We start from the raw sequence: 21,516 nt of genomic DNA on the forward strand, positions 1-21,516 counted from the left end.
TGCAACTCAACGGCGTAGAGGGGGAAAGGGGGAATGCACGCGTGTGACGTGCACTGGAATTTGGGGACGCGATACATATAAACGTCTCCCACGCGCGGTGAAAGTGAAAAGCGCACGACTGCGGCGGCGTTCACGGCGCTGTATGACGATTGTCTGCCGCTCGTCATCGCGCGTCTCCGGATCAGTACGCTGAAGCGGGCGCCGCCCGTTCGGTCAGGAGATGGAGTTCGCCCGACTCCGGCGAGTGTGGTCGCGGATCTTCGCGCTCGCGTGGCCGGTGATGGCCGAGCAGACGACGCGAACGCTGATGCGGACGGTCGACATCCTCATCACGGCCGCGCTGTCGCCCGCGGCGGTCGTCGCGATCGGCCTCGCCGACCTGTTCTCTCGGTTCCCGCTCCGGATCGGGGTCGGGATCGGCGGCGGCGCCATCGCGCTCGCCAGCCAAGACACCGGGAGCGGAGCGGACGCGAACCGCGACGAGGCGGTGACGCAGTCGCTGCTCATCGGATTTCTCGGCGGCGTGCCGTTCGTGGTGATCGGTCTCGTCGCGGCGCCGGCGCTCATCGGCCTCTTCCCGGCGAGCGACGAGGCGGTCAGGCTCGGCGGCGCGTACCTCGCGATCATCTTCGCGACGGCGCCCGCCCGGCAGGTGTCGATCATCGGCGCACGCGCGCTTCAAGGCGTCGGGAACACCCGCACGCCGATGTACGTCAACGTACTCGCCAACGGTACCAACGTGATTCTCTCGCTCGGCCTCGCCTTCGGGATCGGCGGCCTGCCGGCGCTCGGCGTGGTCGGCGTCGCGTTCGGGACCGCGACGGCGAACGTCCTCTCGGCCGGGCTCCTGCTCGCCGCCGTCTACGCGCCGTCGTCGCCGCTCTCGTACGCCCGGCCGACCGACTGGACGATCGGCGCCCAGCTCGTGCGGGTTGGGCTGCCGCGGATGGCCGGGGGCTTCACGTCGGTGCTCGCGGAGTTCCCCTTCAACGCGCTGTTGCTGTCGCTCGGGGGCGCCGCTGGCGTCCCCGCGACGGCCGGGGCCGCCCCGGGCGACGTCGTCAACGCCGGGTTCCAGATCGGGCGCCGCGTCTACCAGCAGGTGACCAGCCCGCTGGCTCGCGGCTACAACATCGCGGCGAGTATCTTGGTCGGACAGTCGCTCGGCCGCGGTGACGCGGCGCAAGCCCGGTTCGAGGGCTGGGCGACGGCCGCCCTCGCCGTCCTCTCCGTCGGCGGCATCGGCGCGCTCATCGCCGTCTTCGCCGACTCGGTCGTCGCCGTGCTCGGCTTCGGAAGCTCCGAGTCGGCGCTCGCCTACGCCGCGGCGTTCGCCGTCGTCTACGGCCTCTCGGCGCCGGGGCTCGCACTGTTCGTCTCGCTCTCGGGAGCGCTGCAGGGCGCTGGTGCGACGCGGCTGCCCTTCGTCTCGAACCTCACGGGGATGTTCGGCTTCTTCGTCGGCTTCTCGTACGCCGCAGTCGAGTTCACGACGCTCGGGCTCACGGGCGTCTACGCGGGCGTCGTCCTCGCGCACGTCTGGAAGGGCGCGACGATGGTGCTGGCGTTTCGGTACGCCGACTGGGCCGGGACGGCGGCCGGGCTGCTCCGCGAGCGCGGCAGCGTGGTCGCCGAGGACGACTGATTATGACGCTGTCCGTTCTCAAGAGTACGGTGCCCGCCGCTACCCGGACGGGCGATCGTCGGAACGAGAACCGTCGGTACGAGGGGTGCTTACCGTTCCTCGAGCGCGGGGAACTCCTGATCCTTGGGGCCGACATAACGCGCTCGCGGCCGGATGAGGCGGTTGTTCTCGTACTGTTCGAGCACGTGTGCGATCCAGCCGGCGGCGCGCGACATCGCGAAGATGGGCGTGTAGATATCGATGGGGATGCCCATCTGGTAGTACGTCGACGCCGAGTAGAAGTCCACGTTCGGCGCGAGGCCCTTCTCCTCGGTGATGTACTCCTCGATGGCGACCGAGTAGTCGTACCACTTCGTGTCACCCGCGGCCTCCGCGAGCGCCTTCGACTTCTCGCCGAGGATCTTCGCGCGGGGGTCCTTGACGTTGTAGACGCGGTGGCCGAACCCGGGGACCCGACGCCCCTCCGCGAGGGCGTTTTCGACCCACTCGGTGGGGTCGTCGCCGCTCTCGTCGACCTCCTTCAGCATCCGCATCACGTTGGCGTTCGCGCCGCCGTGCAGCGACCCGGCGAGGGTCCCGACGGCGGAGGTCACCGCGCTGTGCAGATCCGACAGCGTCGAGGCCGTCACCATCGCCGAGAACGTCGAGGCGTTCAGCCCGTGGTCGGCGTGGAGGACGAGCGCCATATCGAACGTCTCCGCGAGGACCTCGTCGGGCTCCTCGTCGTTGAGCATGTAGAGGAAGTTCGCGGCGTGGCTCAGGTCCTCTCGGGGCTCGACCGCCTCTTCGCCGTTGCGGAAGCGCTCGAACGCCGCCAGCGCGGTCGGCATCTTCGCCGTGATGCGACACGCCATCCGGAGGTTCGACTCGACGTCCGTCACGTCCTCGTGGTCGGCGTCCTCGTCGTACGCCGACAGCGACGAGACGATCGTTCGAAGCGCCGCCATCGGCACCTCTTCGGCGGCCGCCAGCTCGCGGATCTCCGCGAGGACCTCGTCCTCCAGCGATCTCACCCCGGCCATCCAGGACTCGAAGGAGGAAAGCTCCTCCGCGTCCGGGAGCTCCCCGTGCCACAGCAGATAGACGACTTCCTCGTAGGACGCCTCGCGGGCGAGGTCTTCGATCGTGTACCCGCGGTAGACCAGTTTCCCGGCGTCACCGTCGATGTAACTCAGTTCTGACTCGGCGACGAGGACGCCTTCCAGCCCGCGCTTCAGGTCGTCTGACATACCTATCGGGTTCCTCTCCCCGTGAAAAAAGCGTTATCGTTTCCGGGTGTCGTGGTACCTCCGTCCGAACCGCCCGTCCACCAAGTGTTTTTGTCGTCGCCGCCGAACCGGGAGGTATGGACCCACGGGACGTCGAGTACGAGCCGGTCAGCGTCAAGGAGGTTCTCGCGGAGATGAAAGACACCGCGGAGCTCCTCATCGACCTCTCGTACTCGGCCGTCCTCAACGGCAGCGACGACATCGCCCGCGAGGTGATCGAACTCGAGGGCCGGATGGACATCCTCCAGCTACAGGGGCGGATGAGCCTGCTGATGTCCGCGCGGAGCCCCGAAGACGCCGAGCAACTCGCGCCCGTGCTGGGCGTGATGGGCGCCGCCGAGAAGATCTCGAACGCCGCCGGCGACATCGCGAAGATCGTCCTCGAAGACATCGGGATGCCCGACGCGATCCGCACGGCGCTGCCCGAGGCGGTCGAGGTGCTAGTCCGCGCGAGCGTCGCGGCCGACTCGCCCTACGCCGACCGGACGCTCCTCGACATCAATATGGAGACCGAGACGGGCGTCCGCGTCATCGCCATCCGCCGGGAATCGGCGACGGGCAAGCGCCGGTGGCTGCTGAACCCCGGCGCCGAAAGCCGGCTCCAGCCGGACGATTCGATCCTCCTCCGGGGGTCTATCGACGGGATCTCGACCGTCTACGAGTCGGTGACGGGTACCCCGTACGACCCGCCGGAGGCGACCGAGCCGTCGATCGAGGACCTCGAACGCGCGGTCGACTCGATCACGCTGATGAAGGACATGAGTGAACTCGCCGTCGACCTCGCCTACGGCGCGGTGCTCTTCGACAGCGAGGGCGTCGCAGAGGAGGTGCGCGAACTGGAGGCCGAGGTCGACGCCCTCCAGTCGCGCTTCGAGGCGTGGACGCTCCGCGCGGCGAGCCGCGTGGAGGATCCGGTGCAGTTGCGCGGGCTCGTCCGCCTCGCGTCCGCGACGGAGGTCATCTCGGACGCGGCCCTCGAGATCAGCGAGGGCGTCCTCCGCGGAATCGACGCCCATCCCGTCGTCGCCGCCGCCGTCGAGGAGTCCGACGAGGTGATCGTCCGCCTCTCGGTCGCCGACGGCGCGCCGCTCGCGGGGACCACGCTCGGCGAGGAGCGGGTCAAAACCCAGACGGGGATGCGCGTCATCGCCGTGCGGCGCGGCGAGCGCGGCGATGAATGGGTCGTCCAACCGGGGCCCACGACCGAGCTCCGCGGGGGCGACGTCCTCATCGCGAAGGGGACCCGCGCCGGGGCCGAACGGCTCACCGAACTCGTCGGCGACGCGCCCGCGTCAGCGCGGTGACTCTCACTCGTCTGCGGCGGTCGCTCTCGATCACTCGTCTGCGATCTCTCGCGACAGCCTGACCGCTTCGCGGACGGTCAGCGCCGCCGCGACGAGGAGCGCCGTCGACGTCGCGAGCACGAACGCGAGGAGGAGAAACCACCCCTCCGCCCCCAAGACGGGGTACTCGCGCGTCCCCGCGAAGGGCCCGAACAGTTCGAGCACCCGGGCGAGGTACGCCCCGACCGCGAGCGCGACGCCGACGCCAGCACCGACCGAGACGTTTCGTTTGACGCGCAGCGCGCGGACGAGTCCGGCTTGCGGCGGCCGATCGGGGATCTCCTCGCTCACGCGCGCTCGTTTCTCCGCCGCCGACAAAGCGTCGTCGGTCGCCGGTGCGGAGTGACGGGACCAGCGCCTCGGCGCTCGCCGACCGTTTCGTCGAGCCCGGTTCCGCCCCGCCGTTCGTCGTCCCACCTCGTCGTTCGTCGACTCGCTCCACCGCCTCGGTTTCCCGTTCCGGCGCGCGAACGCGCGGGAGCGGCTGATCGGCGGGATACCGAACCCCTAAAGTCGGGTGCCTCCGAGGGGGAAACAATGACGACGCTCGGCACGGCGAGTGCGGCCCCCGGCGAGATCGACACGGGTCGTCTGGCGGTGGGCGAATCCCGCGACGGGGCGACCGTGGGGCTTCCCTGCGCGGTCGTAAACGGCGCGGACGACGGGAAGACGCTCTATATGCAGGCGGCGTCGGACGGCGACGAACTGAACGGCGTCGGGGTCGTCAACCGCGTCGTTCCGCGCCTCGATCCCGCGGAACTCTCCGGGACGGTTCTCGTCGTTGGCATCGTCAACTACCACGCGTTCCAGATCGCAGAGCACCGGAACCCGCTCGACGACACGAAGATGAACCGCGCGTACCCCGGCGACGAGAACGGGACCTCCTCCGAGCGGATCGCGGCGGCGACGTTCGCGGCGGCGACGCGCGCGGACCTGATTTTGGACCTGCATCAGGGTTCGACCTCGCGGATGATCGACGAGGTCCGCGTGCGCTGCGGCCGCCGCCACCGCCTCCACGAGGAGTGTCTCAGGCTCGCGAAGGTGTTCGGATGCGGCCACGTGCTCGATCAGAAGGGGCCGGAGGGACAGCTCGCCCGCGCGGGCCCCGACGAGGGGGTCCCGACGATCGACCCCGAACTCGGCGGCTGCGTCGGCTGGGACGAAGACAGCATCCGCGCGGGCGTCGACGGCGTGTTCAACGTCCTCTATGAGTACGGCTTCCTCGACGGCGCGGCGACGCCGGAATCGCAGACCCGCGCGAAGGGGTTCGACCAGTACGGCTCGCCGGCCGGCGGTCTCGTCCGCTTCCAGGTCGACCTCGGCGAGCGCGTCGCCGCGGGGGACCCACTCTTCGAGATCACGGACGTCTTCGGCGAACTGAAATCGCGGGTGACGGCGAAAAGCAGCGGGGTCTTCTGGCGCACGCGCCGGCTCCCGCAGGTCGCGACCGGAGAGTACGTCTGCTCTGTCGGCACCAACGTCGACACGTACTGATCGGACGTCGACGCCGACACGTACTAGGCAAACGCCGACCGCCGCCCGGCACCCGTACTGTCTCACCCGCACCCGCTCGCGCTCGGCTGCGCCGCCTGCGACCGTCCGACGGGGCGTGCCCCCGACGGTGCGGCTGCGGCGCCCCGTTTGACTCCGCGTCGCGACCGGGTCCGGACGCGGCCGAACTGCCCGGCGCGTGGGCGGACGTCGCCGGGCGGTGGACCTTCGGGGGGTTCCTCCCGGCCGACGCCCCGCCGACGTGGTCGCGCCGCTCACCGGCAGCGGGCTGAAAACGTAGCCGCAACTGTACTCGAAGGCGTCGCAGTCGGGCGGGTCGCTACCGCCGGCCGAGCTGTTCGTCCCAGTCGATCCACTCCTGCTCCCAGCCGGTCTTCGCGAAGTATCCGGGCTCGCGAGCCCGCTCGACGTCTTCGCGGACCGTCCGATTCCGAGCGGGAGCGCTCCCCTGCTCGCCGTCGACCAGGAGCGGTTTGAACGCGACGGGGCCGTGCCGCGATCTGACCTCGCCGGTGTCGTCGACCGCGGCGAGCGTCTGCTCGGGACCGCCGAGCGGGAGGACGAGCCGGCCGCCCGGCGCGAGCTGTTCGATCAGCTTCCGCGGCGGCTCGATTGCGGCCGCCTCGACCAGAATCCGATCGAACGGGGCGTACTCCGGCAGGCCGCCCGCCCCGTCCCGGGCGTCGACGAGAACGCCGCCGTAGCCCGCCGCCTCGAGGTTCGAACGCGCGGCGTAGACGAGCCGTCGGTCGATGTCGACCGCGTGGACGTGGGTCTCGCCGACCAGTTCGGCCAGCAGCGCGGCCGTGTAGCCGACGCCCGCCCCCACGATGAGTACGTCGCCGGTCGGCTCGGCGTCCGCGCTCTCCCCGCTCGGCTCGGTCGCCGGGGCGGTCCGCGCGTCGACGTCGAGCGCCGTCAGGAGGCGAGCGACCAACTCCGGGGCGAGCACCGTCGTCCCCGCCGCCTCGCTCCGCCCCTGATACGGCGCGTCGTCGACGAACCGCCGTCGGGGAACCGTCCGCATCGCTAGCGCGACGGCCTCGTCCACCGACATTCGAGCTTCGAGGCCGTCCACCATTTCGTCGCGTAGTTCCCCGGGGTCCATACCACTCGCTCGGGGATCGGGGCTAATCAACTGCACGCTCCCGCGCGGTGGGGTGTCGCTATCGTCCCGTCACCCGGCGCTCGCCCACGCCGCGGCGTTCGTCGCACAGCGGGGCAGTCACGGTCCCAGCACGCGCTCGACAGCCCGCGTCACGTCGGCGACGCAGAGGGTCATCCCCGCCGCGACGACGCACGCGACCGCGACGAGATAGCCGCCGAAGCCGACGGTGGCGAACGTCCATCGGGGCAGGGCGAACCCGGCGGCGACGATCGGTGCGGCGGCCGCGCCGGCGGTGAGGAGGAGGGCTCGGACGGCAGTTCGTGTCACGTCACAGTCGTGTTCGGGAAGCGATCCCCTAACTCTGTCGGCGGTCGGGCGTTACCAGGCCGACCACGCGGACGTCGACAGATCGGTCCCGTAGAGCCGCTTTACGTCCTTCGCGTAGACCATATCGCCGTCGTGGTCGAACTTCCCGTGACGGTACTCGGGGGCATCCTCGCGCACCTGAATCGCCTTGATTCGGAACTCCTCGTCGCCGAACTCGACCTCGTCGCCGACGACGAATTCGTGGTCGCCCGGGATCTGCAGGTCGAAGCTCCGGGTCGACTCGCGGTCGCCGGTTCCCTCTTTCGGGTTGACCGTTACCTTCACCGTGACGTTGTCGACCGCGCGGGTCCAGATGGTCTCGACGTCCTCGACCGCGGTCTCGTCGACGCGCTGTTCGGGACCGACTTCGAGGCCGGTGATGCGGACGAGCATAATCGCCTCCTCGCTGTCGACGATGAACTCCTCACCGACGGCGATGGTCTCCGCTGGCGGCGCACCGACCGTCGTCGAGAACGACTCGCCGTCCTGGGAGATGACGACCTTGCGCTCGACTTCCGTCTCCGACTCGGTCTTGATCTTGTGGACGTGACCGCACTCCGTACACCGGACGGTGTGGCGACCGCTCCCGGCTTTCAGTACCTCGTGGACCGTCGACTCCGCGGGCGAACAGGAGGGACACTCGACCGCGATGCGGTCCTGTGGCGTGCTCATACGGCGTCGTACCCGTTCGGGCCGTAAAAGTCCGCCCTTCCGCGTGTCAGCGTGCGAGCCGGTGGCTCGCGGTGTTACCGCTCGACCGACGGGAGGTCTACGACCTCCCCCGCTCACGGCTCCGCCGTTCGCTTACCGCGGAAGCTCCACTTCCGCGCCGTCCGCCCACACGGTCGGGTTCCGAACGATCCCGTCGAGGTGCAGCGGCGCGTCAGTGTCGCCGCCGATACCGGCGTCGTCCCCGATCGCGATGTGGATCGTCCCGGCGGCCTTCTCGTCGAGCAGGACCGATCCCACGAGGTCGGTCACGCCGACGTTCGTGCCGATGCCGAGTTCAGCGAGGTTGTAGGCGTCGCGGCCGACTTCCTCGGCGGCCGCCTCGACCTGCCCTCGGATCTCGTCGTCGGAAATCTCGGTCACGTAGCCGTCCTCGACCTCGAAGCGGAGTGTCTCTCCCTCCTCAAGTAGGCCGTGCGGCCGCATCGTCCCGTCGACGACGTAGGTGCCGTTTGCGGTCACCGGCGAGACGAACACCTCGCCGGCGGGCAGATTCGAGAAGACGCCCGCCTCGTGGACGATCCCCGTGTCGGTGTTCCACTCGCGGCCGCCCGGCTCGAACGTGATGTCCGTTCCCGCGGGCGCGGTGACGCGGATCTCCTCGGCGCCTTCCACCTGCGCGAGCACGTCGCGGCAGTGTGCGGCGATGGCGTCGTAGTCGGCGTCGAGCCCCGTGAGGAACACCTGCTCGGTGATCCCGGGCAGCGTCGCGCCGCGGGCGCCCGCCTCGCAGGCGCCGCCGCGAGCGCGCGTGTGACTGATGCTCTTCGTCGTCGGCGCGAGGAACACGTCGGCCTCAGCCATCGCGGCGGCGACCGGGCCGGGCGGCTCCTCGCCGTGCTGTTCGCCCGGTGGATACTGCAGGACGATCGCCTCGTCCGTGACCGCGCGTGCGGCCTCGTACAGCGCCTCGCCGATCTGCCGCCGGTCGTCGTCGGTGACGACGACGCAGGACTCCGAGGCCCCGAGCGCCAGACACTGCTCGACCGCCGTCGTCGCGGCCGTCGCGAGTTCGTCGTTCGACATACTCCCGCGTGGTGCCTCTGCGAAGTTAGGCGTTGGCATCACTCACTGCGCGTGTTCTGCCCGATAGACCGACGCCGACGTGCCGGAGCGGACTGTCGTCGACGCCATTACTCGTATCCGGGGAAATCGACCGCGTTACTCGGTGCGGAGTTACTTTCCGGTCGAATCGCTCCGAAATAACTATGCGTCTGCTCCCCGGATTCTCACGTGATGATACGAGTGGGTGTCAACGGCTACGGAACGATCGGTAAGCGCGTCGCCGACGCAGTCGCGGCCCAGCCGGATATGGAAGTCGCGGGCGTCGCCAAGACGCAACCCAACTTCGAGGCCCACACCGCCGTCGAGCGCGGCTACCCGATGTACGCCGCGATCCCCGAGCGGGCCCCGCTCTTCTCGGAGGCCGGCATCGAGACCGCGGGGGTCGTCGACGAGTTGGTCGCCGACTCGGACGTGATCGTCGACTGCACGCCGTCGGGAATCGGCGCGGAGAACCGGTCGCTGTACGCCTCCTACGACACGCCCGCGGTCTTCCAGGGCGGAGAGGGCTCCGACGTCGCGGAGACGAGCTTCAACGCGCGCTCGAACTTCGAGGACGCCCGCGGCGCCGACACCGTCCGCGTCGTCTCCTGCAACACGACCGGCCTCTCCCGGATCGTCGCTCCCCTCGAGGAGACCTACGGCGTCGAGAAGGTCCGCGCGACGCTCGTCCGCCGCGGCGGCGACCCCGGACAGAACTCCCGCGGGCCGATCAACGACATCCTGCCGGACCCGATCGACATCCCCTCGCACCACGGCCCCGACGTCAAGACCATCTTCCCGAGCCTGTCGATCGAGACGATGGGCCTGAAGGTCCCGGCGACGCTGATGCACGTTCACGCGCTCAACGTCACGCTCGAATCCGATGTCACGGCCGCGCACGTCCGACAGCTGCTTGAGGGCGAATCGCGCGTGTACGTCATCCCGGAGGGACTGGGCATCGACGGCGCGGGCAAACTGAAGGACTTCGCGCTCGACGCCGGCCGCCCCCGCGGCGACCTCTGGGAGAACTGCGTGTGGGGCGAATCGATCGCCACGGAGGGTCGCGACCTCTATCTCTTCCAAGCGATCCACCAGGAGTCCGACGTCATCCCGGAGAACGTCGACGCGATCCGCGCGATGACCGACTCGGCCGACGCCGACGAGAGCATCGAGCTGACGAACCGGACGCTCGGCGTCGGCCTCGCGGGTGATCCCGCGGGTTTTAGCCGTAGCGGTCGGGTCGAGGCCGCAGACGACTGACCCCGCGCTCGGCGTCTCGATACCGGACGTCTTAGCCTCGTTCGCTCTGTGGTCCACGTTTAATAGCCCTGGTGCCGTGGTCGCGTTCGTGACCGAAGACGCGCAATCGTCCGAATCGCGAGCCGCTCGGCCCGCCGACCCGGAGGGTCACGACTCCCCCGACGAGACCGCAACCGACGAAGACGGGATGGAGCGCCTTCTCAGGGAGTTCGACGCGTTGGCGGAGACGGTGGACGACCCCGAGGAGCGAGCGCGAGTCCGGGCCGCGCGGCGGGCGGCCGTCTCGGCGGCCCACGAGTCGGCGGTCTTCGGTCGGAAGATCGTCGGGTTCGACCGGAGCGACCTCGCGGAGGCGTTCCTCGGCTCGTTCCTGTTCGGCGTGCCGATGTTCGTCGAGGGCGGGACGAACGAGGTCGGCGCCGTTCTCGCCGGGCGCCCGCTCTCGCTCGTCGGTACCTTGGTCGCGGGGGTCGGCCTCGTTATCAGCATCCTCTACGTCGCTGAGATTCAGGACGTGCGGGTACAGGATCCCATCCTCGGCGTTATCCCGCGCCGGCTGGTCGGCGTCCTCGGCGTCTCCTTTCTCACGGCGGTGGTCGTGATGACCGCGTGGGGCCGCATCGACTGGACCGACCCGACGCTGGCGTTCGCCACCGTGGTCACCGCGTTCGTCCCGATGAGCGTCGGCGCGGCCCTCGGCGACATTCTGCCGGGGACGTGAACGCCGAGCCCTCTCCGAGGTGTCGACGACCGGGTGAGAGGCGGTCGACCCCTACGGCGTGACCTCGCGGAACGTCACGTCCGCCGCGTCGGTATCGAGCAGTGCGACGTGGTAGGCGTCGTCCGCCCCGGGGATCGGGAGCCCGCCGGGATTGACGTGGACGGTGCCCTCCCGTTCGTCGCGCGTTCGCCGGTGGGTGTGTCCGCGGACGACGTAGTCGTACTCGCCGCAGTCGACGAGCGCGTCGACGAGCTGTTCGCTCGTGCCGTGGTAGACCGCGACCTCGAGGCCGCCGAACGTCAGGCGGGCGCTCTCGCCGTGATACGTGCCGAACTCCTCAACCGTCCCGGCGAGCGCCCACTCGCCGTCGTTGTTGCCGCGGACCGCGTGGAACTCGAAGGCGGCGTCGAAGACCGCGGCGGTGAAGGGCGCGACGACGTCGCCGCAGTGGACGACGGCGTCGACACCGCGCTCCTCGAACGTCTCGACCGCGCCGCGGGCCAGGTTCAGGTTGTCGTGGGTATCCGAACAGAGTCCGACGAGCATCGGCGCCGGCTTCGGGTTACTCCCGTTTCAGGGCTTCGACGCCCGCGAGCGGCTGTCCGGTGAGCGCGCGGATGTAGGCGCCGCCGGCGATGGAGACGTGATCGAAGTCGGCCTCGTCCAGCCCGTACAGCCCGATCGCGCGGGAGGTGTCGCCGCCGCCGACGACCGAGAAGCAGTCGGTCTCGGCGATCGCTTCTAACACCCGCACGGTGCCGACCGAGAAGCGCTCGTCCTCGAAGACGCCGAGCGCGCCCTTCACGAAGACGGCCTCGGACTCGTGGACGACCTCGGCGTAGCGCTCGGCCGTGTCGCCGCCGACGTCGAGGAAGGAGACGTCCTTCTCGCCGATCGCGTCGACGTCGACCTCGGCCCGTTCGCTCTCGTCGTCCTCGTACGCCAGATCTACCGCCAGCGTGATCTGCGATCCGCGCTCCTCGAGTAGCTCCTCGATCAGCCCGCGGTTCTGCTCCCACTGGGTGTCGAAGAGGTCCGCGTCGGGGTCGACGTCGAAGCCGACGGGATGGCCGGCGGCCCGGAGGAACAGTTCGCCCGCGATGCCGCCGAGCAGGAAGTCGTCGACCCGGTCGCCGAACGCGTCCATCACGTCGATGACGTCCGTGGCCTTCGTGCCGCCGACGACCATCGTCACCCGGCCGTCGAAGGACCTCTCGGCGATGGCGGTGTTCGCCTCGTACTCGGTCTGCATCACGCGTCCGGCGTAGGCGGGGAGCACGAGGGGAAAGCCGACGAGCGAGGCGTGCGAGCGGTGCGCCGCCGAGTAGGCGTCGTTCACGTAGGCGTCGAAGTGCGGCGCGAGCGCCCGCACGAACTCGGTTTCGGCCTTGGACTCGGGATCTCCTTCCGGGAGTTCGTCCTCGCACATCCGGGTGTTCTCGAGGAGGAGTATCTCGCCGGTATCGAGCGATTCGATGGCCTCGATCGCCGCGTCGCCGTACGTATCCGGAACGAAGCCGACGTCGCGGCCGACGTGCGACGCGAGGATCGACGCGTGCCCCGACAGCGAGACGAAGTCGTCGCGGCCGGGCCGCCCCTGGTGAGCGAGCAGGACCACGCGGTGGCCGGCGTCCGCGAGTTCGCGGACCGTCTCTGCGTGCCGGTCGAAGCGGCGGTTGTCCTGCGGTTCGCCCCCCTCGATAGGCGAATTCAGATCGAGGCGGACGAGGACGCGCTGGTCGGGGTCGAGGTCGTCGAGCGTTCTGAACGAGGTCGGTGACGTGGACATCGGTCTCTGTCTGGTGGTTTCGAGGAGAGATTACTTAGTGGTGATCGAATCCGTTACGCGGCGCCCGAAGGTGATCCGCCGTTGCGTCCCGCTCACCTGTGCGTGATGTAGCGGGCGACGTCGAGCATCCGGTTCGAGAAGCCGTATTCGTTGTCGTACCACGTGAGAACCTTGTAGAGACCGCCGTCGTTGACCTGATTCGTCGACTGCAGATCGACCGTCGAAGAGAAGGGAAGCCCTTGGATGTCCGAGGAGACGACCTCGTCGTCGGTGTAGCCGAGGACGCCCGCGAGCGGACCCGAGTCGGCGGCGTCGCGGAACGCGTCGTTGAGCTCCTCGACCGGGGGCGTCGCCTCGAGCGAGACGACCAGTTCGGTGACCGAGCCGTTCGGGACCGGCACGCGGATCGCCATGCCGTCGAGTTTGCCCGCCAGCTCCGGCAGGATCTCCGTCGTCGCCTTCGCCGCGCCCGTGGAGGTGGGAACGATGTTCTCGGCGGCCGCGCGGCCGCGACGGGTCTTCGTCATCGGCCCGTCGACGAGATTCTGGCTCCCGGTGTAGGCGTGGACGGTCGTCAACAGCCCGTGTTCGATGCCGAACTCCTCGTCGAGCACCATCGCGACGGGACTGACGGAGTTCGTCGTACAGGAGGCGTTCGAGACGACGTCCTCGCCGTCGTACTCGCCGTGGTTGACGCCGTAGACGAGTTGCTTGACGGGCTCTTCGCCCTTCGGAGGTGCAGAGATTACCACCTTGTCCGCGCCCGCTTCGAGGTGAGCGGAGGCGTCCTCCTTCGTCCGGAAAATCCCGGTGCACTCGAGTGTGACGTCCACGTCGAGTTCGTCCCACGGGAGTCTCGTGGGATCCTGCTTGTTGTACAGCGGGACCGACGTGTCGCCGACGACCAAGGAGTCGCCCTCGAGGGACACCTCATCCAGCCGTCCCATCACCGTATCGTACTTCGCGAGGTACGCCATGTCGTCGACGTCCATCACGTCGTTGATGCCGACGAGCTCGATTCGGGGATCGTGCCGCACCGCACGGAAGACGTTGCGGCCGATCCGCCCGAAGCCGTTCAGCGCCACTCGGACGGCGCCGCCCGCGTCGACGTCCGGCCCGATATCCATATTCGACTTTTCACTCATATTTGAGTACTATTCTTCCCAGCTACTTGAATCCCGGTGTCCCACAATCGGATTCTGAATCTGCCGATATATCCGATTAGACGCGGTAAAACGCGGAATATCCGGATATGAGAACTGATCTCTGTCTCGACGATCACGCAGAAACAGACAGTCTCTGGTACGATCTCGCAGTAACAGTCACATCCACGCATCCGCCTCCTCGCTCTCACCAACACCCGAGCCACGCGACGATCACCGATCGGCCGATTCCGCCGGGGGGCGAAGGCTTTTCATCGAAAGCGACCTAGCGGCGGGTGATGAGAGACGACCGCGACGACCCGTTCGACGAGTTCTTTGACGGGATCGAACGGATGATGGACGAGATGACTGGCGGTGACGCCGCCGGATTCGCTTCCGAGACCCACGTCGACGTCTACGACGAGGGCGAGGAGATTCGACTCGTCGCCGATCTTCCGGGTGTCGCGAAGGACGCGATCGAACTACAGTGCGACGGCGAGGTACTCACGATCTCCGCGGCGGGCGACCGCCGCGAGTACGACGAGCGTATTCGGCTCCCGACCCGCGTCGACGAACACTCCGCGAGCGCGTCGTTCAACAACGGCGTTCTCCAGGTCACGCTTCGGAAGGTCGACGACTCGGCGTCGATCGACCTCGAGTGAGCGAGCCGGCCGCCCACCACCTTCCCGTTTTCGTCGGTTGCGCTTGATCGCCAGCCGCAGCGTCGGCTACTGGGACTCGGTTCGAGCGAAGTACGTGCGGCGATCGTCCGCGATCGCGCTCAGGAGATGAGGAGCTTCTCGCCCTTCTCGACGTCGATGCGGCACGGCGGCGACATTTTGTTGTACGCGCGGCGGAGCGCGTCCTTCGCGATGCCCGCGTGTTCGGGCTGGCAGTAGATGGTGAACACGCGCTCGTTGCGCTGGACGCGCGCGGCGGTGCCGACGGGCTTGCCGAACGCCTGTCGCATTCCGTCGGAGACGCGGTCCGCACCGGCCCCGGTCGCCTGCTTGTTCTCCCGGAGGATCTGGTGGGGGAACTTCCGCAGGACCATCTTGTAGTTCTCCTCGCCGACCTGCTTGAGCATCACGCGGTTCGCCGACAGGCGCGCGGATTCGAGCGACCCGTGACGGACCTGACACTCCTCTTCGAGCCGGAGGCTGATCTGGACCGGGTAGTCGTCGGGACCGGTCCGGAGGTTGCCCATATTGTGCTGTGCGATCTTGGATCCGGGAATGCCTGTGACGTAATCTCGCCGCGTGTACGACGGCTTCGACAGTTCCCGGTACATGGAGGCGGGTTTGTCGGACATAGTTACTTGTGCGGAACAACGCCTATTCGACCTAAAAGCGCTTCGAACTGTTCGCCGAGCGATCGACCGCGTGCGAACCCGACGATATATTGTCGTACGCGTCGTTGACGGATCCGTGATAGTCGTCTTCGAGAACGAGGTGGACCCGGATACCCGCTATTTCGTCCCCGCGATCCGACGCCATCTGGAGGCCGCCGGCGCGCGCGTTCGCGTCTACCCCTACGCCGAACAGGGAGGCCGCCCCGACGCGCTCGACGACGCTGACGGCGTCGTCCTCTCGGGGAGCACGGCGGGCGTCTACGAGTCGAATTCGCACCCTTGGATGGACGAACTCCGCGAAGTGGTCCGCGAGCTACGCGACGAGCGCGTCCCGACGCTCGGCGTCTGCTTCGGCCACCAGATCGTCAACGACGCGCTCGGCGGGCGCGTCGAACACCGCGGCCTCCACAGCGGCATCGAGTCGGTCTCCCTCGCCGACGATCCGCTGTTCGCGGGCGTCGGCAGTCGCGTGCCGATGATTCACGGCGATTTCGTCGTCGAACTCGGCGAGGGGATGGCGCCCATCGCCACGGCGGATTACTACGAGTATCTCGGGACCCGCCACCGAGACGCACCGCTGTGGACCGTTCAGTACCACCCGGAGTTCACCGCCGCACAGCTGCCCAACATCGAGTCGACCTTCGAGTGGCCGTCGAACGACCGCGACCGCGACTTCGGCGACGTGACCGCCGAGCGGACGTTCGCGAACTTCGTCGATATCGTCGACGAGCGGTAACGACGTCGGCGTCAGCGTCGAAGCGAGTCACTCACTCGGTCGCACGCAGTCGGCGTCGCCTGTGGATGTGTCGCCCGTGGCCGCGTCGCGTGCACCTCCGTCGGCGTCCCGTGCATCCGCTCGCTCGTCACCCTCTCGTGCATCCGCTTTCTCGCCGCCATCCCGCGCATCTCTCCTTTCGCCGCCGTCGGTCGGCGTCTCTGCTCCGTCGGCAGCGTTCCCGTCTTCGACCGGCGTCAGGGGAACGAACGAGAGATGCAACTCTTCGAGCAGGGCCGCCGCGCGGTCAGTCACGGAGGGGGCGACGAGGATTCCGCGCACTCCCTCTTCGGGGAACTCCCCGTCGACCGCCTCGACGTACCGTCGGAGTTGGCTCGCCGCCGAGGGGCCGACGCGTCGGCGCTTCAGTTCCACCACGACCGGCCGGTCGGCGTCGTCGCGTCCGAAGACGTCGACGGGGCCGGCGGTCGTCTCCCGCTCGGTCGCTGTCGGGACGAACCCCGGTTCGACGAGTTCGGGGTGCTCGAGGATCCGCTGTCTGAGGTCCTCTTCGCTCCCGGTCAGCGTCAGGTCGCTTCTGTCCGTCACCTCGTAGACGGTTACCTGTTCGATGCGCTCGAAGGCGACATCGAGGCGCTCTGGGGGCGAGGTGCGTTCGCTCCGGATTCTGAGTCGCCCGTCGCGGACGCTCGCGCGGTGGGTACACCCCGGCGGCTGCCAGTTCACCGGCTTGCGCTTCTCGTCGGTGTGTACGAGAACCGTCCCGTCGGGTTTGCAGACGACGAGGCGATCGCCCGGTCCGAGACTCGACGATGCTCGGCCGTCGTACTCGACGCTGCAGCGGCCGAACACCGTCGCCATCCGGCCGTCACCGAACGCCGTCTCCAAGAGCCCCAGCGCGTCCCGGTGCGTCGGTCGGTGGAGCGTCGTCACCGACATCCTTCTGCCCCGCGGTTGGCGCTCGTCGCGTATAGGGGTTGTCGTCCGGGCGTCCTTCTGGCGTGCGTTTATGTGCGATGACGGGCCCAGCGTCCCCGTGACCTGAACGTCACCCCGCGTCGGCCTGCGGTTGTCCGGCACACCGACGCGGGGCGCGAGCGCGCCGGCTGTTCGCCCCATACGTATCCCCGATCAGTTCCGCGCCCGAACGATCGCTCTGAGCCCCGCCCCGACGACGGCACTGATCGCGTTCACGAATGCGTCGTCTGCGCTCGCCGTTCGCGCGGCCAGCGGCGCTTGGACGAGCTCCACGCCGAGTCCGACCGCAGTGGCCATCACGACGGCGACGAGCGCCGTGTGTAAGCGTCGCCGCCCCACGTCGTCGATGCCCGCCGCGACGAGCCACGCGAACACGCCGTACGCGAGTCCGTGAGCGAGGGCGAAGCCGTCGAGGGCGCGCTGGCTGTCGCCGATCGATCCCACTCCCGTCGCGGGACCCGACGGGGACCACAGCGACGCGATCGCGGCCGGATCGACGACCGACGCGACGACGACGACGACGACCCAGCCAGCGGCGAGACGGCGTGCGCGACGCGGCGACACCGCACGCCGAGTGGGTCGACGAGCGCCTCCGGCCCGCATCAGCGGAATTCGCTCAGGACGCCGTCGAGCATCGCTCTCGCGGACTTCAGGAGCGACGGCTTCGTGAGTTCGTCGACCTCCGAGCGGGTGAGTTTGAAGTCGAAGAGCGCGAGGTTTTCGGCGAGGTGATCCGGATCGGTGGATTTCGGGATGACGACGACGTCGCGGTGCTGGGTCGCCCAGCGGAGCACGATCTGCGCCGGCGTCCGATCGTACTTCTCGGCGAGCCGTCGGACCTCGTCGTCCTCGAGGGCGACCCCGCGAGCGAGGGGACTGTACGCCGTCAGCAACATCCTGTTATCCTGGCAGTAGCCGAGCATCCCGCGCTGTGGTCGGTACGGGTGAAACTGCAGTTGGTTCGTGACGACCGGTGTCTCGGCGGCCTCGCGCGCGCGGTCGAGGAACACCTCCGGGAAGTTGCTCACGCCGAGGTGGGCGACCGCTCCCCGTTCGACGAGGTGATCCATCGCGCGCATCGTCTCGCTGACCGATTGCAGCGGATTCGGCCAGTGCAGAAGCAGCAGGTCGACGTATTCCGTGCCGAGCCGATCGAGACTCTCCTTGGTCGAGCGGATCACGTCGTCGTAGCCGGCGTTCCGCGGCGACACTTTCGTCGTCAGAAACACCTCCTCGCGGTCGACATCGGCGTCGTCGATCGCGCGCCCGACCGCCTTCTCGTTCCCGTACATCTGTGCGGTGTCGACGTGTCGATATCCGAGCTCGAGTGCCGTAGACACCGTCTCATAACACGTCTCGCCCGTCATCTGCCACGTTCCGAGCCCCACCTTCGGAACGCGCGCGCCGTACGCCTCGGCGTACTCCATCTCGACCTCGTCGTCGCCCATACTCGAGTTTCGGCTTCCGTCCCTGAGAACGTGTCGGCTGTGCCGACTATCCGGGCAATTCTCGACGGTGCCACAGAGGCGCGAAAGTATCGCTGTCGCCACTCTCGATCTGGCACCGAAAGAAAAATACTTCAGAGAACTGCCGCAACCGAACCGGACCCGTCTGCCCGCTCGCCCGCCAGCCCCCGTCCGCTACGTGTGGTCGGTGTCGACTTCGTGGAGTCGGGCGTCTTACAGACGCTCGAGGTTCTTCGCACGCGGACCCTTGTCCGCCTGCTCGATGTCGAATTCGACTTCCTGCCCCTCCTCGAGGTCAGGACCGCCGACGTCTTCCATGTGGAAGAACACGTCCTCGTCCGCGTCGTCAGTGGAAATGAAGCCGTAACCGCCCGTGTCGTTGAAGAAGTCAACCTTACCGTTTGCCATTGCAACCGTACGAAACAGCCCGCGAGGTATAACTGTTGTGCGATACGTGGTACCACAAGGGTCGACGCAGCGGTATCGATTCTGTCGGTTCGCACGCGACAGCGAACCGCTCGTCAGCCGAACAGGCGCTCGAAGAGCGTCCGATCCGACGGTCGCTCCGCGAGCAGTACCGAGCAGTCGATGTCGTTGACGACGTCGAGGTGGAGCGAGTCGGTCAGCAGCCGGGAGAGCAGTCCCTGCTCTGTGGCGCCGAGAATCAGCAGGGAGTGGTCGGCCGACTCCCGCTCGATGACGGTCTCGACGTCGCCCGCTTCGACGATTCGTTCGGCGTCCGTGAGCTCGTGATCGAGCGCCCACTCTTCGAGGAACCGCTCGCCCGACTCCACTGCGCCTTGGTCGTCGACGACGTGGAGCAGCGACGTCGCGGATCCGACGGCCGCTTGCAGCATCCGGACAATTTCTGCGCTCAGATCGGAGTCGGGGCCGCCGTAGGTCGGCAGGAGGATCCGCGAGAGATCCAGCCCGCGGTCTTTGACGATCAGGAAGTCACACGGGAGCTGATTGGTGAGTTCCTCGAGCGGCCGCTCGGCGCGGGCGTCGCTCCACAGGCGGTTCTTTTCCCAGCCTAAGATGACGAGGTCAGGGTCGGTCCGGCGAGCGCTGTTGAAAACCTCCTCGAAAGAGCGGTTCGTCACGACGAGGGACGTCTCGAAGTCGACGTCGTATCCGGCGGCGGTCTCGCGTATCGGTTTCATCAGCCGTTCGGACTCGCTGCCGAGCCGTTGCCGCTGTCGACGACTCGGATCGGCCGGGCGGTAGCCGGGCGTCTGGATCACGTGGACCGCGTGAACGGTCGCAGAATCCCGCACGCTCGCGAGGGTGCATGCCAGATCGACGACCCCGGCCTCCGTGCGCGGATTCGCGATCGGAACCATAATCCGGTAGTCGCTGTCGCGGGAGAGCGATCGCTCGGAGGGGTCGAGCATCGGCACGTACGACCGGCCGGCGAGTCGACCGAACACCCACTCGCGGACCGTGAGCCGGCGCTCGATCCCCTCGAACCGAGCGGACTCCAGTCGGTCCCGACTCGTCTGGAAGTAGTTGACGAGCGTCACGAGCGCGACGCCGCCGAGCGTGTTCCCGAGCAGGACCGGCAGGACGAACCCGCCGAGGCCGGCGACGACGCCCAGCTCCCCGTGGAGGAACAGATACCACGCCTCGGAGAACGCGACGACCGAGTGAAACAGCCCGCCGACCGGGATCGCGAGGAACGCGAGGTAGGTCACGAGGATCCGCGACACCGTATCGCGGGCGCTGAATCCGACCCAGACCACGCCGGCGACGATGAGTCCCGCGAACACGGCCTTGTAGAACAGCGCCCACCAGGTCACGTCGAAGGCCCCGTGACGCGAGAGCTCCAGCGCCGTCTCTGCGGCGGCCGGATCGAACACGCCGCCCCACGCCAGCACCAGCGTTCCGATCGCCCCGCCGACGAAGTTCCCGAACAACACGATACTCCAGTGGCGCAACAGCGAGGGGAAGCTGGCGATCCGCTCGAGCGTCAACGCGACCGGAGGGAGCGTGTTCTCGGTGTACAGCTGATAGCCGCCGATGATGATGTAGATGAACCCGAGCGGGTACAGGAGCGCGCCGACGACCTTGTGGTCGGTCGTCGACGACAGCGACGCGTACAGCAGGAACGTGATACTGATCGCGAAGCCGGCGGCGATGGCGCTGAAAAACAGCTCTCGCCCCGTCGACGTGACCTCCTCGTCGGCCGCGGCGATGATCCGCTGGAACACCTCGTCCGCGGAGAACCGGTCGCGGACCGCCTCGCCGACGGCCGGCGCGCCCATCCGGGAGCTCTCGACGGCCTCGCGAAGCGATTCGTCAAAATCCGGTTGGTCCGGATACTCTTCGACGGTTGTGCGCTCCGACGGCGGGCCGCGGTCGTCGGGGTCCGGATCGTCCATCGTTCTACGTCACGGCGCCGGGCCGACTTTATTGTAGTGTTTGCCGGGTTTCGTATCCGAAGACGTTGCTGGAAGGTCCTCCCACCGCCCCGATTCCGTGCAACCAAGTTCACGTCCGACGACGTGAACCCGGAGCGTGCAATGACGTTCCTTCTTGGCAGCGACGTCGATAGCTATCGCAACGACGGGCGGTTGCTCCTCGATTACGGGCAGCGACGGCGCTGCGGAAGAACCGGCGGCGGAGACGGCACGGATGTCACGCTCGAAGACGACTCGACCGGAGCGGCCGGCGCGCAGACGCTTCGGATCCCGGCGGGCGAGTCGATCGCCGACCAATCGCTTTCGAGCGTTTCCGCGACGTATCCCCCAGATCGATTCTTCGTCGACGGCGCGAGCCACGATTCGATACCCGTCGGCGTCGACCGCGACGGAGACGGCGAGCTGGAAGAGGAGTTCGGCTCGGACGCGATAAGCGGCGCAAACAACAACGACTACTCGTTCGCCGTCACGATGGAGACGGACGTCGAGCCGGCCGCTGAGGATGTCGTCGGTCTCGAGTACCCGGCGGTCGAAAATCCCGGGAACCCCGGCGAGTACGACGTCGAGGTCAGCCTCAACGACGAGCGTGAAACGAGCGTCGCGGTGGCCGTCGAGTAACTGCGCCGATACCGGTCGTC

Annotated in this window: 23 protein-coding genes; 8 read left to right on the forward strand and 15 right to left on the reverse strand. The window is 68.0% G+C overall.

Annotated features, from left to right (window positions below):
• Nucleotides 1-220: 220 nt before the first annotated feature.
• Complete coding sequence (locus ACT3HL_RS01490) at nt 221-1,645, forward strand: MATE family efflux transporter (protein ID WP_445085033.1); 1,425 nt, start codon at nt 221-223, stop codon at nt 1,643-1,645.
• Nucleotides 1,646-1,734: 89 nt separating this feature from the next.
• Here ACT3HL_RS01490 and citZ read toward each other — a convergent pair whose 3' ends face one another.
• Nucleotides 1,735-2,874, reverse strand: coding sequence for a citrate synthase (gene citZ / locus ACT3HL_RS01495; RefSeq protein ID WP_445085034.1), 1,140 nt, complete (start codon nt 2,872-2,874; stop codon nt 1,735-1,737).
• A gap of 116 nt (nt 2,875-2,990) precedes the next feature.
• On the opposite strand from citZ, the gene ACT3HL_RS01500 reads away from it, so the two are divergent.
• Entirely contained in the window at nt 2,991-4,217 is a 1,227-nt protein-coding gene (locus ACT3HL_RS01500; protein ID WP_445085035.1) for a TrkA C-terminal domain-containing protein, read from the forward strand.
• Between the two features lie 30 nt (nt 4,218-4,247).
• Here the strand turns inward: ACT3HL_RS01500 and ACT3HL_RS01505 are convergent, their stop codons facing one another.
• Nucleotides 4,248-4,547 carry a DUF7536 family protein gene (locus tag ACT3HL_RS01505; RefSeq protein WP_445085036.1) on the reverse strand — a complete coding sequence of 100 codons (300 nt, stop codon included), beginning with the start codon at nt 4,545-4,547 and terminating at the stop codon, nt 4,248-4,250.
• A gap of 246 nt (nt 4,548-4,793) precedes the next feature.
• Here ACT3HL_RS01505 and ACT3HL_RS01510 point away from each other — a divergent pair, with 246 nt between their 5' ends.
• On the forward strand, nt 4,794-5,750 hold the full coding sequence (locus ACT3HL_RS01510) for a succinylglutamate desuccinylase/aspartoacylase family protein (protein WP_445085037.1): 957 nt from the start codon (nt 4,794-4,796) through the stop codon (nt 5,748-5,750).
• 337 nt (nt 5,751-6,087) lie between these two features.
• Here the strand turns inward: ACT3HL_RS01510 and ACT3HL_RS01515 are convergent, their stop codons facing one another.
• The 4 genes from ACT3HL_RS01515 to ACT3HL_RS01530 all read right to left on the reverse strand — a co-directional run bounded on the left by ACT3HL_RS01515 (nt 6,088) and on the right by ACT3HL_RS01530 (nt 8,997).
• Nucleotides 6,088-6,876, reverse strand: coding sequence for a methyltransferase domain-containing protein (locus ACT3HL_RS01515; protein ID WP_445085038.1), 789 nt, complete (start codon nt 6,874-6,876; stop codon nt 6,088-6,090).
• A gap of 117 nt (nt 6,877-6,993) precedes the next feature.
• The gene (locus ACT3HL_RS01520) at nt 6,994-7,203 is read right to left on the reverse strand and encodes a hypothetical protein (protein WP_445085039.1); all 210 of its coding nucleotides are present in this window, start codon (nt 7,201-7,203) and stop codon (nt 6,994-6,996) included.
• Between the two features lie 51 nt (nt 7,204-7,254).
• Nucleotides 7,255-7,914, reverse strand: a complete 660-nt coding sequence (locus ACT3HL_RS01525) for an HVO_0476 family zinc finger protein (RefSeq protein WP_445085040.1) — start codon at nt 7,912-7,914, stop codon at nt 7,255-7,257.
• A 132-nt stretch (nt 7,915-8,046) separates the two neighbouring features.
• The gene (locus tag ACT3HL_RS01530; protein ID WP_445085041.1) at nt 8,047-8,997 is read right to left on the reverse strand and encodes an aminopeptidase; all 951 of its coding nucleotides are present in this window, start codon (nt 8,995-8,997) and stop codon (nt 8,047-8,049) included.
• Between the two features lie 210 nt (nt 8,998-9,207).
• Here ACT3HL_RS01530 and ACT3HL_RS01535 point away from each other — a divergent pair, with 210 nt between their 5' ends.
• Nucleotides 9,208-10,275, forward strand: a complete 1,068-nt coding sequence (locus tag ACT3HL_RS01535; RefSeq protein WP_445085042.1) for a type II glyceraldehyde-3-phosphate dehydrogenase — start codon at nt 9,208-9,210, stop codon at nt 10,273-10,275.
• An 88-nt stretch (nt 10,276-10,363) separates the two neighbouring features.
• Complete coding sequence (locus ACT3HL_RS01540) at nt 10,364-10,996, forward strand: DUF2391 family protein (protein WP_445085043.1); 633 nt, start codon at nt 10,364-10,366, stop codon at nt 10,994-10,996.
• A 51-nt stretch (nt 10,997-11,047) separates the two neighbouring features.
• Here ACT3HL_RS01540 and ACT3HL_RS01545 read toward each other — a convergent pair whose 3' ends face one another.
• The 3 genes from ACT3HL_RS01545 to gap form a co-directional block, all read right to left on the reverse strand.
• Nucleotides 11,048-11,542, reverse strand: coding sequence for a YfcE family phosphodiesterase (locus ACT3HL_RS01545; RefSeq protein ID WP_445085044.1), 495 nt, complete (start codon nt 11,540-11,542; stop codon nt 11,048-11,050).
• A gap of 16 nt (nt 11,543-11,558) precedes the next feature.
• Entirely contained in the window at nt 11,559-12,785 is a 1,227-nt protein-coding gene (locus ACT3HL_RS01550; RefSeq protein WP_445085045.1) for a phosphoglycerate kinase, read from the reverse strand.
• Nucleotides 12,786-12,877: 92 nt separating this feature from the next.
• Nucleotides 12,878-13,930 (reverse strand): type I glyceraldehyde-3-phosphate dehydrogenase, encoded by a 1,053-nt coding sequence (gap, locus tag ACT3HL_RS01555; RefSeq protein ID WP_445085046.1) that lies wholly within the window; start codon nt 13,928-13,930, stop codon nt 12,878-12,880.
• 293 nt (nt 13,931-14,223) lie between these two features.
• Between gap and ACT3HL_RS01560 the strand changes: the two genes are divergently transcribed.
• On the forward strand, nt 14,224-14,589 hold the full coding sequence (locus tag ACT3HL_RS01560) for an Hsp20 family protein (RefSeq protein WP_445085047.1): 366 nt from the start codon (nt 14,224-14,226) through the stop codon (nt 14,587-14,589).
• Nucleotides 14,590-14,708: 119 nt separating this feature from the next.
• Here the strand turns inward: ACT3HL_RS01560 and ACT3HL_RS01565 are convergent, their stop codons facing one another.
• Nucleotides 14,709-15,239: a 50S ribosomal protein L16 gene (locus tag ACT3HL_RS01565; RefSeq protein ID WP_445085048.1), complete on the reverse strand. Its 531-nt coding sequence runs from the start codon at nt 15,237-15,239 to the stop codon at nt 14,709-14,711.
• A gap of 115 nt (nt 15,240-15,354) precedes the next feature.
• On the opposite strand from ACT3HL_RS01565, the gene ACT3HL_RS01570 reads away from it, so the two are divergent.
• Complete coding sequence (locus ACT3HL_RS01570; RefSeq protein ID WP_445085049.1) at nt 15,355-16,014, forward strand: glutamine amidotransferase-related protein; 660 nt, start codon at nt 15,355-15,357, stop codon at nt 16,012-16,014.
• Between the two features lie 27 nt (nt 16,015-16,041).
• Here the strand turns inward: ACT3HL_RS01570 and nucS are convergent, their stop codons facing one another.
• The 5 genes from nucS to ACT3HL_RS01595 all read right to left on the reverse strand — a co-directional run bounded on the left by nucS (nt 16,042) and on the right by ACT3HL_RS01595 (nt 20,839).
• The gene (gene nucS, locus ACT3HL_RS01575) at nt 16,042-16,953 is read right to left on the reverse strand and encodes an endonuclease NucS (protein ID WP_445085050.1); all 912 of its coding nucleotides are present in this window, start codon (nt 16,951-16,953) and stop codon (nt 16,042-16,044) included.
• 192 nt (nt 16,954-17,145) lie between these two features.
• A complete protein-coding gene (locus ACT3HL_RS01580; protein WP_445085051.1) occupies nt 17,146-17,556 on the reverse strand; it encodes a VanZ family protein in 411 nt (136 codons plus the stop codon).
• A 38-nt stretch (nt 17,557-17,594) separates the two neighbouring features.
• The gene (locus ACT3HL_RS01585; RefSeq protein WP_445085276.1) at nt 17,595-18,419 is read right to left on the reverse strand and encodes an aldo/keto reductase; all 825 of its coding nucleotides are present in this window, start codon (nt 18,417-18,419) and stop codon (nt 17,595-17,597) included.
• 252 nt (nt 18,420-18,671) lie between these two features.
• Complete coding sequence (locus tag ACT3HL_RS01590; protein ID WP_445085052.1) at nt 18,672-18,866, reverse strand: cold shock domain-containing protein; 195 nt, start codon at nt 18,864-18,866, stop codon at nt 18,672-18,674.
• Between the two features lie 113 nt (nt 18,867-18,979).
• Nucleotides 18,980-20,839, reverse strand: coding sequence for a formate/nitrite transporter family protein (locus ACT3HL_RS01595; RefSeq protein ID WP_445085053.1), 1,860 nt, complete (start codon nt 20,837-20,839; stop codon nt 18,980-18,982).
• A gap of 141 nt (nt 20,840-20,980) precedes the next feature.
• On the opposite strand from ACT3HL_RS01595, the gene ACT3HL_RS01600 reads away from it, so the two are divergent.
• Nucleotides 20,981-21,496, forward strand: coding sequence for a hypothetical protein (locus tag ACT3HL_RS01600; protein WP_445085054.1), 516 nt, complete (start codon nt 20,981-20,983; stop codon nt 21,494-21,496).
• Nucleotides 21,497-21,516: the final 20 nt, after the last annotated feature.

It is taken from the genome of Halobellus sp. GM3 (assembly GCF_052545375.1).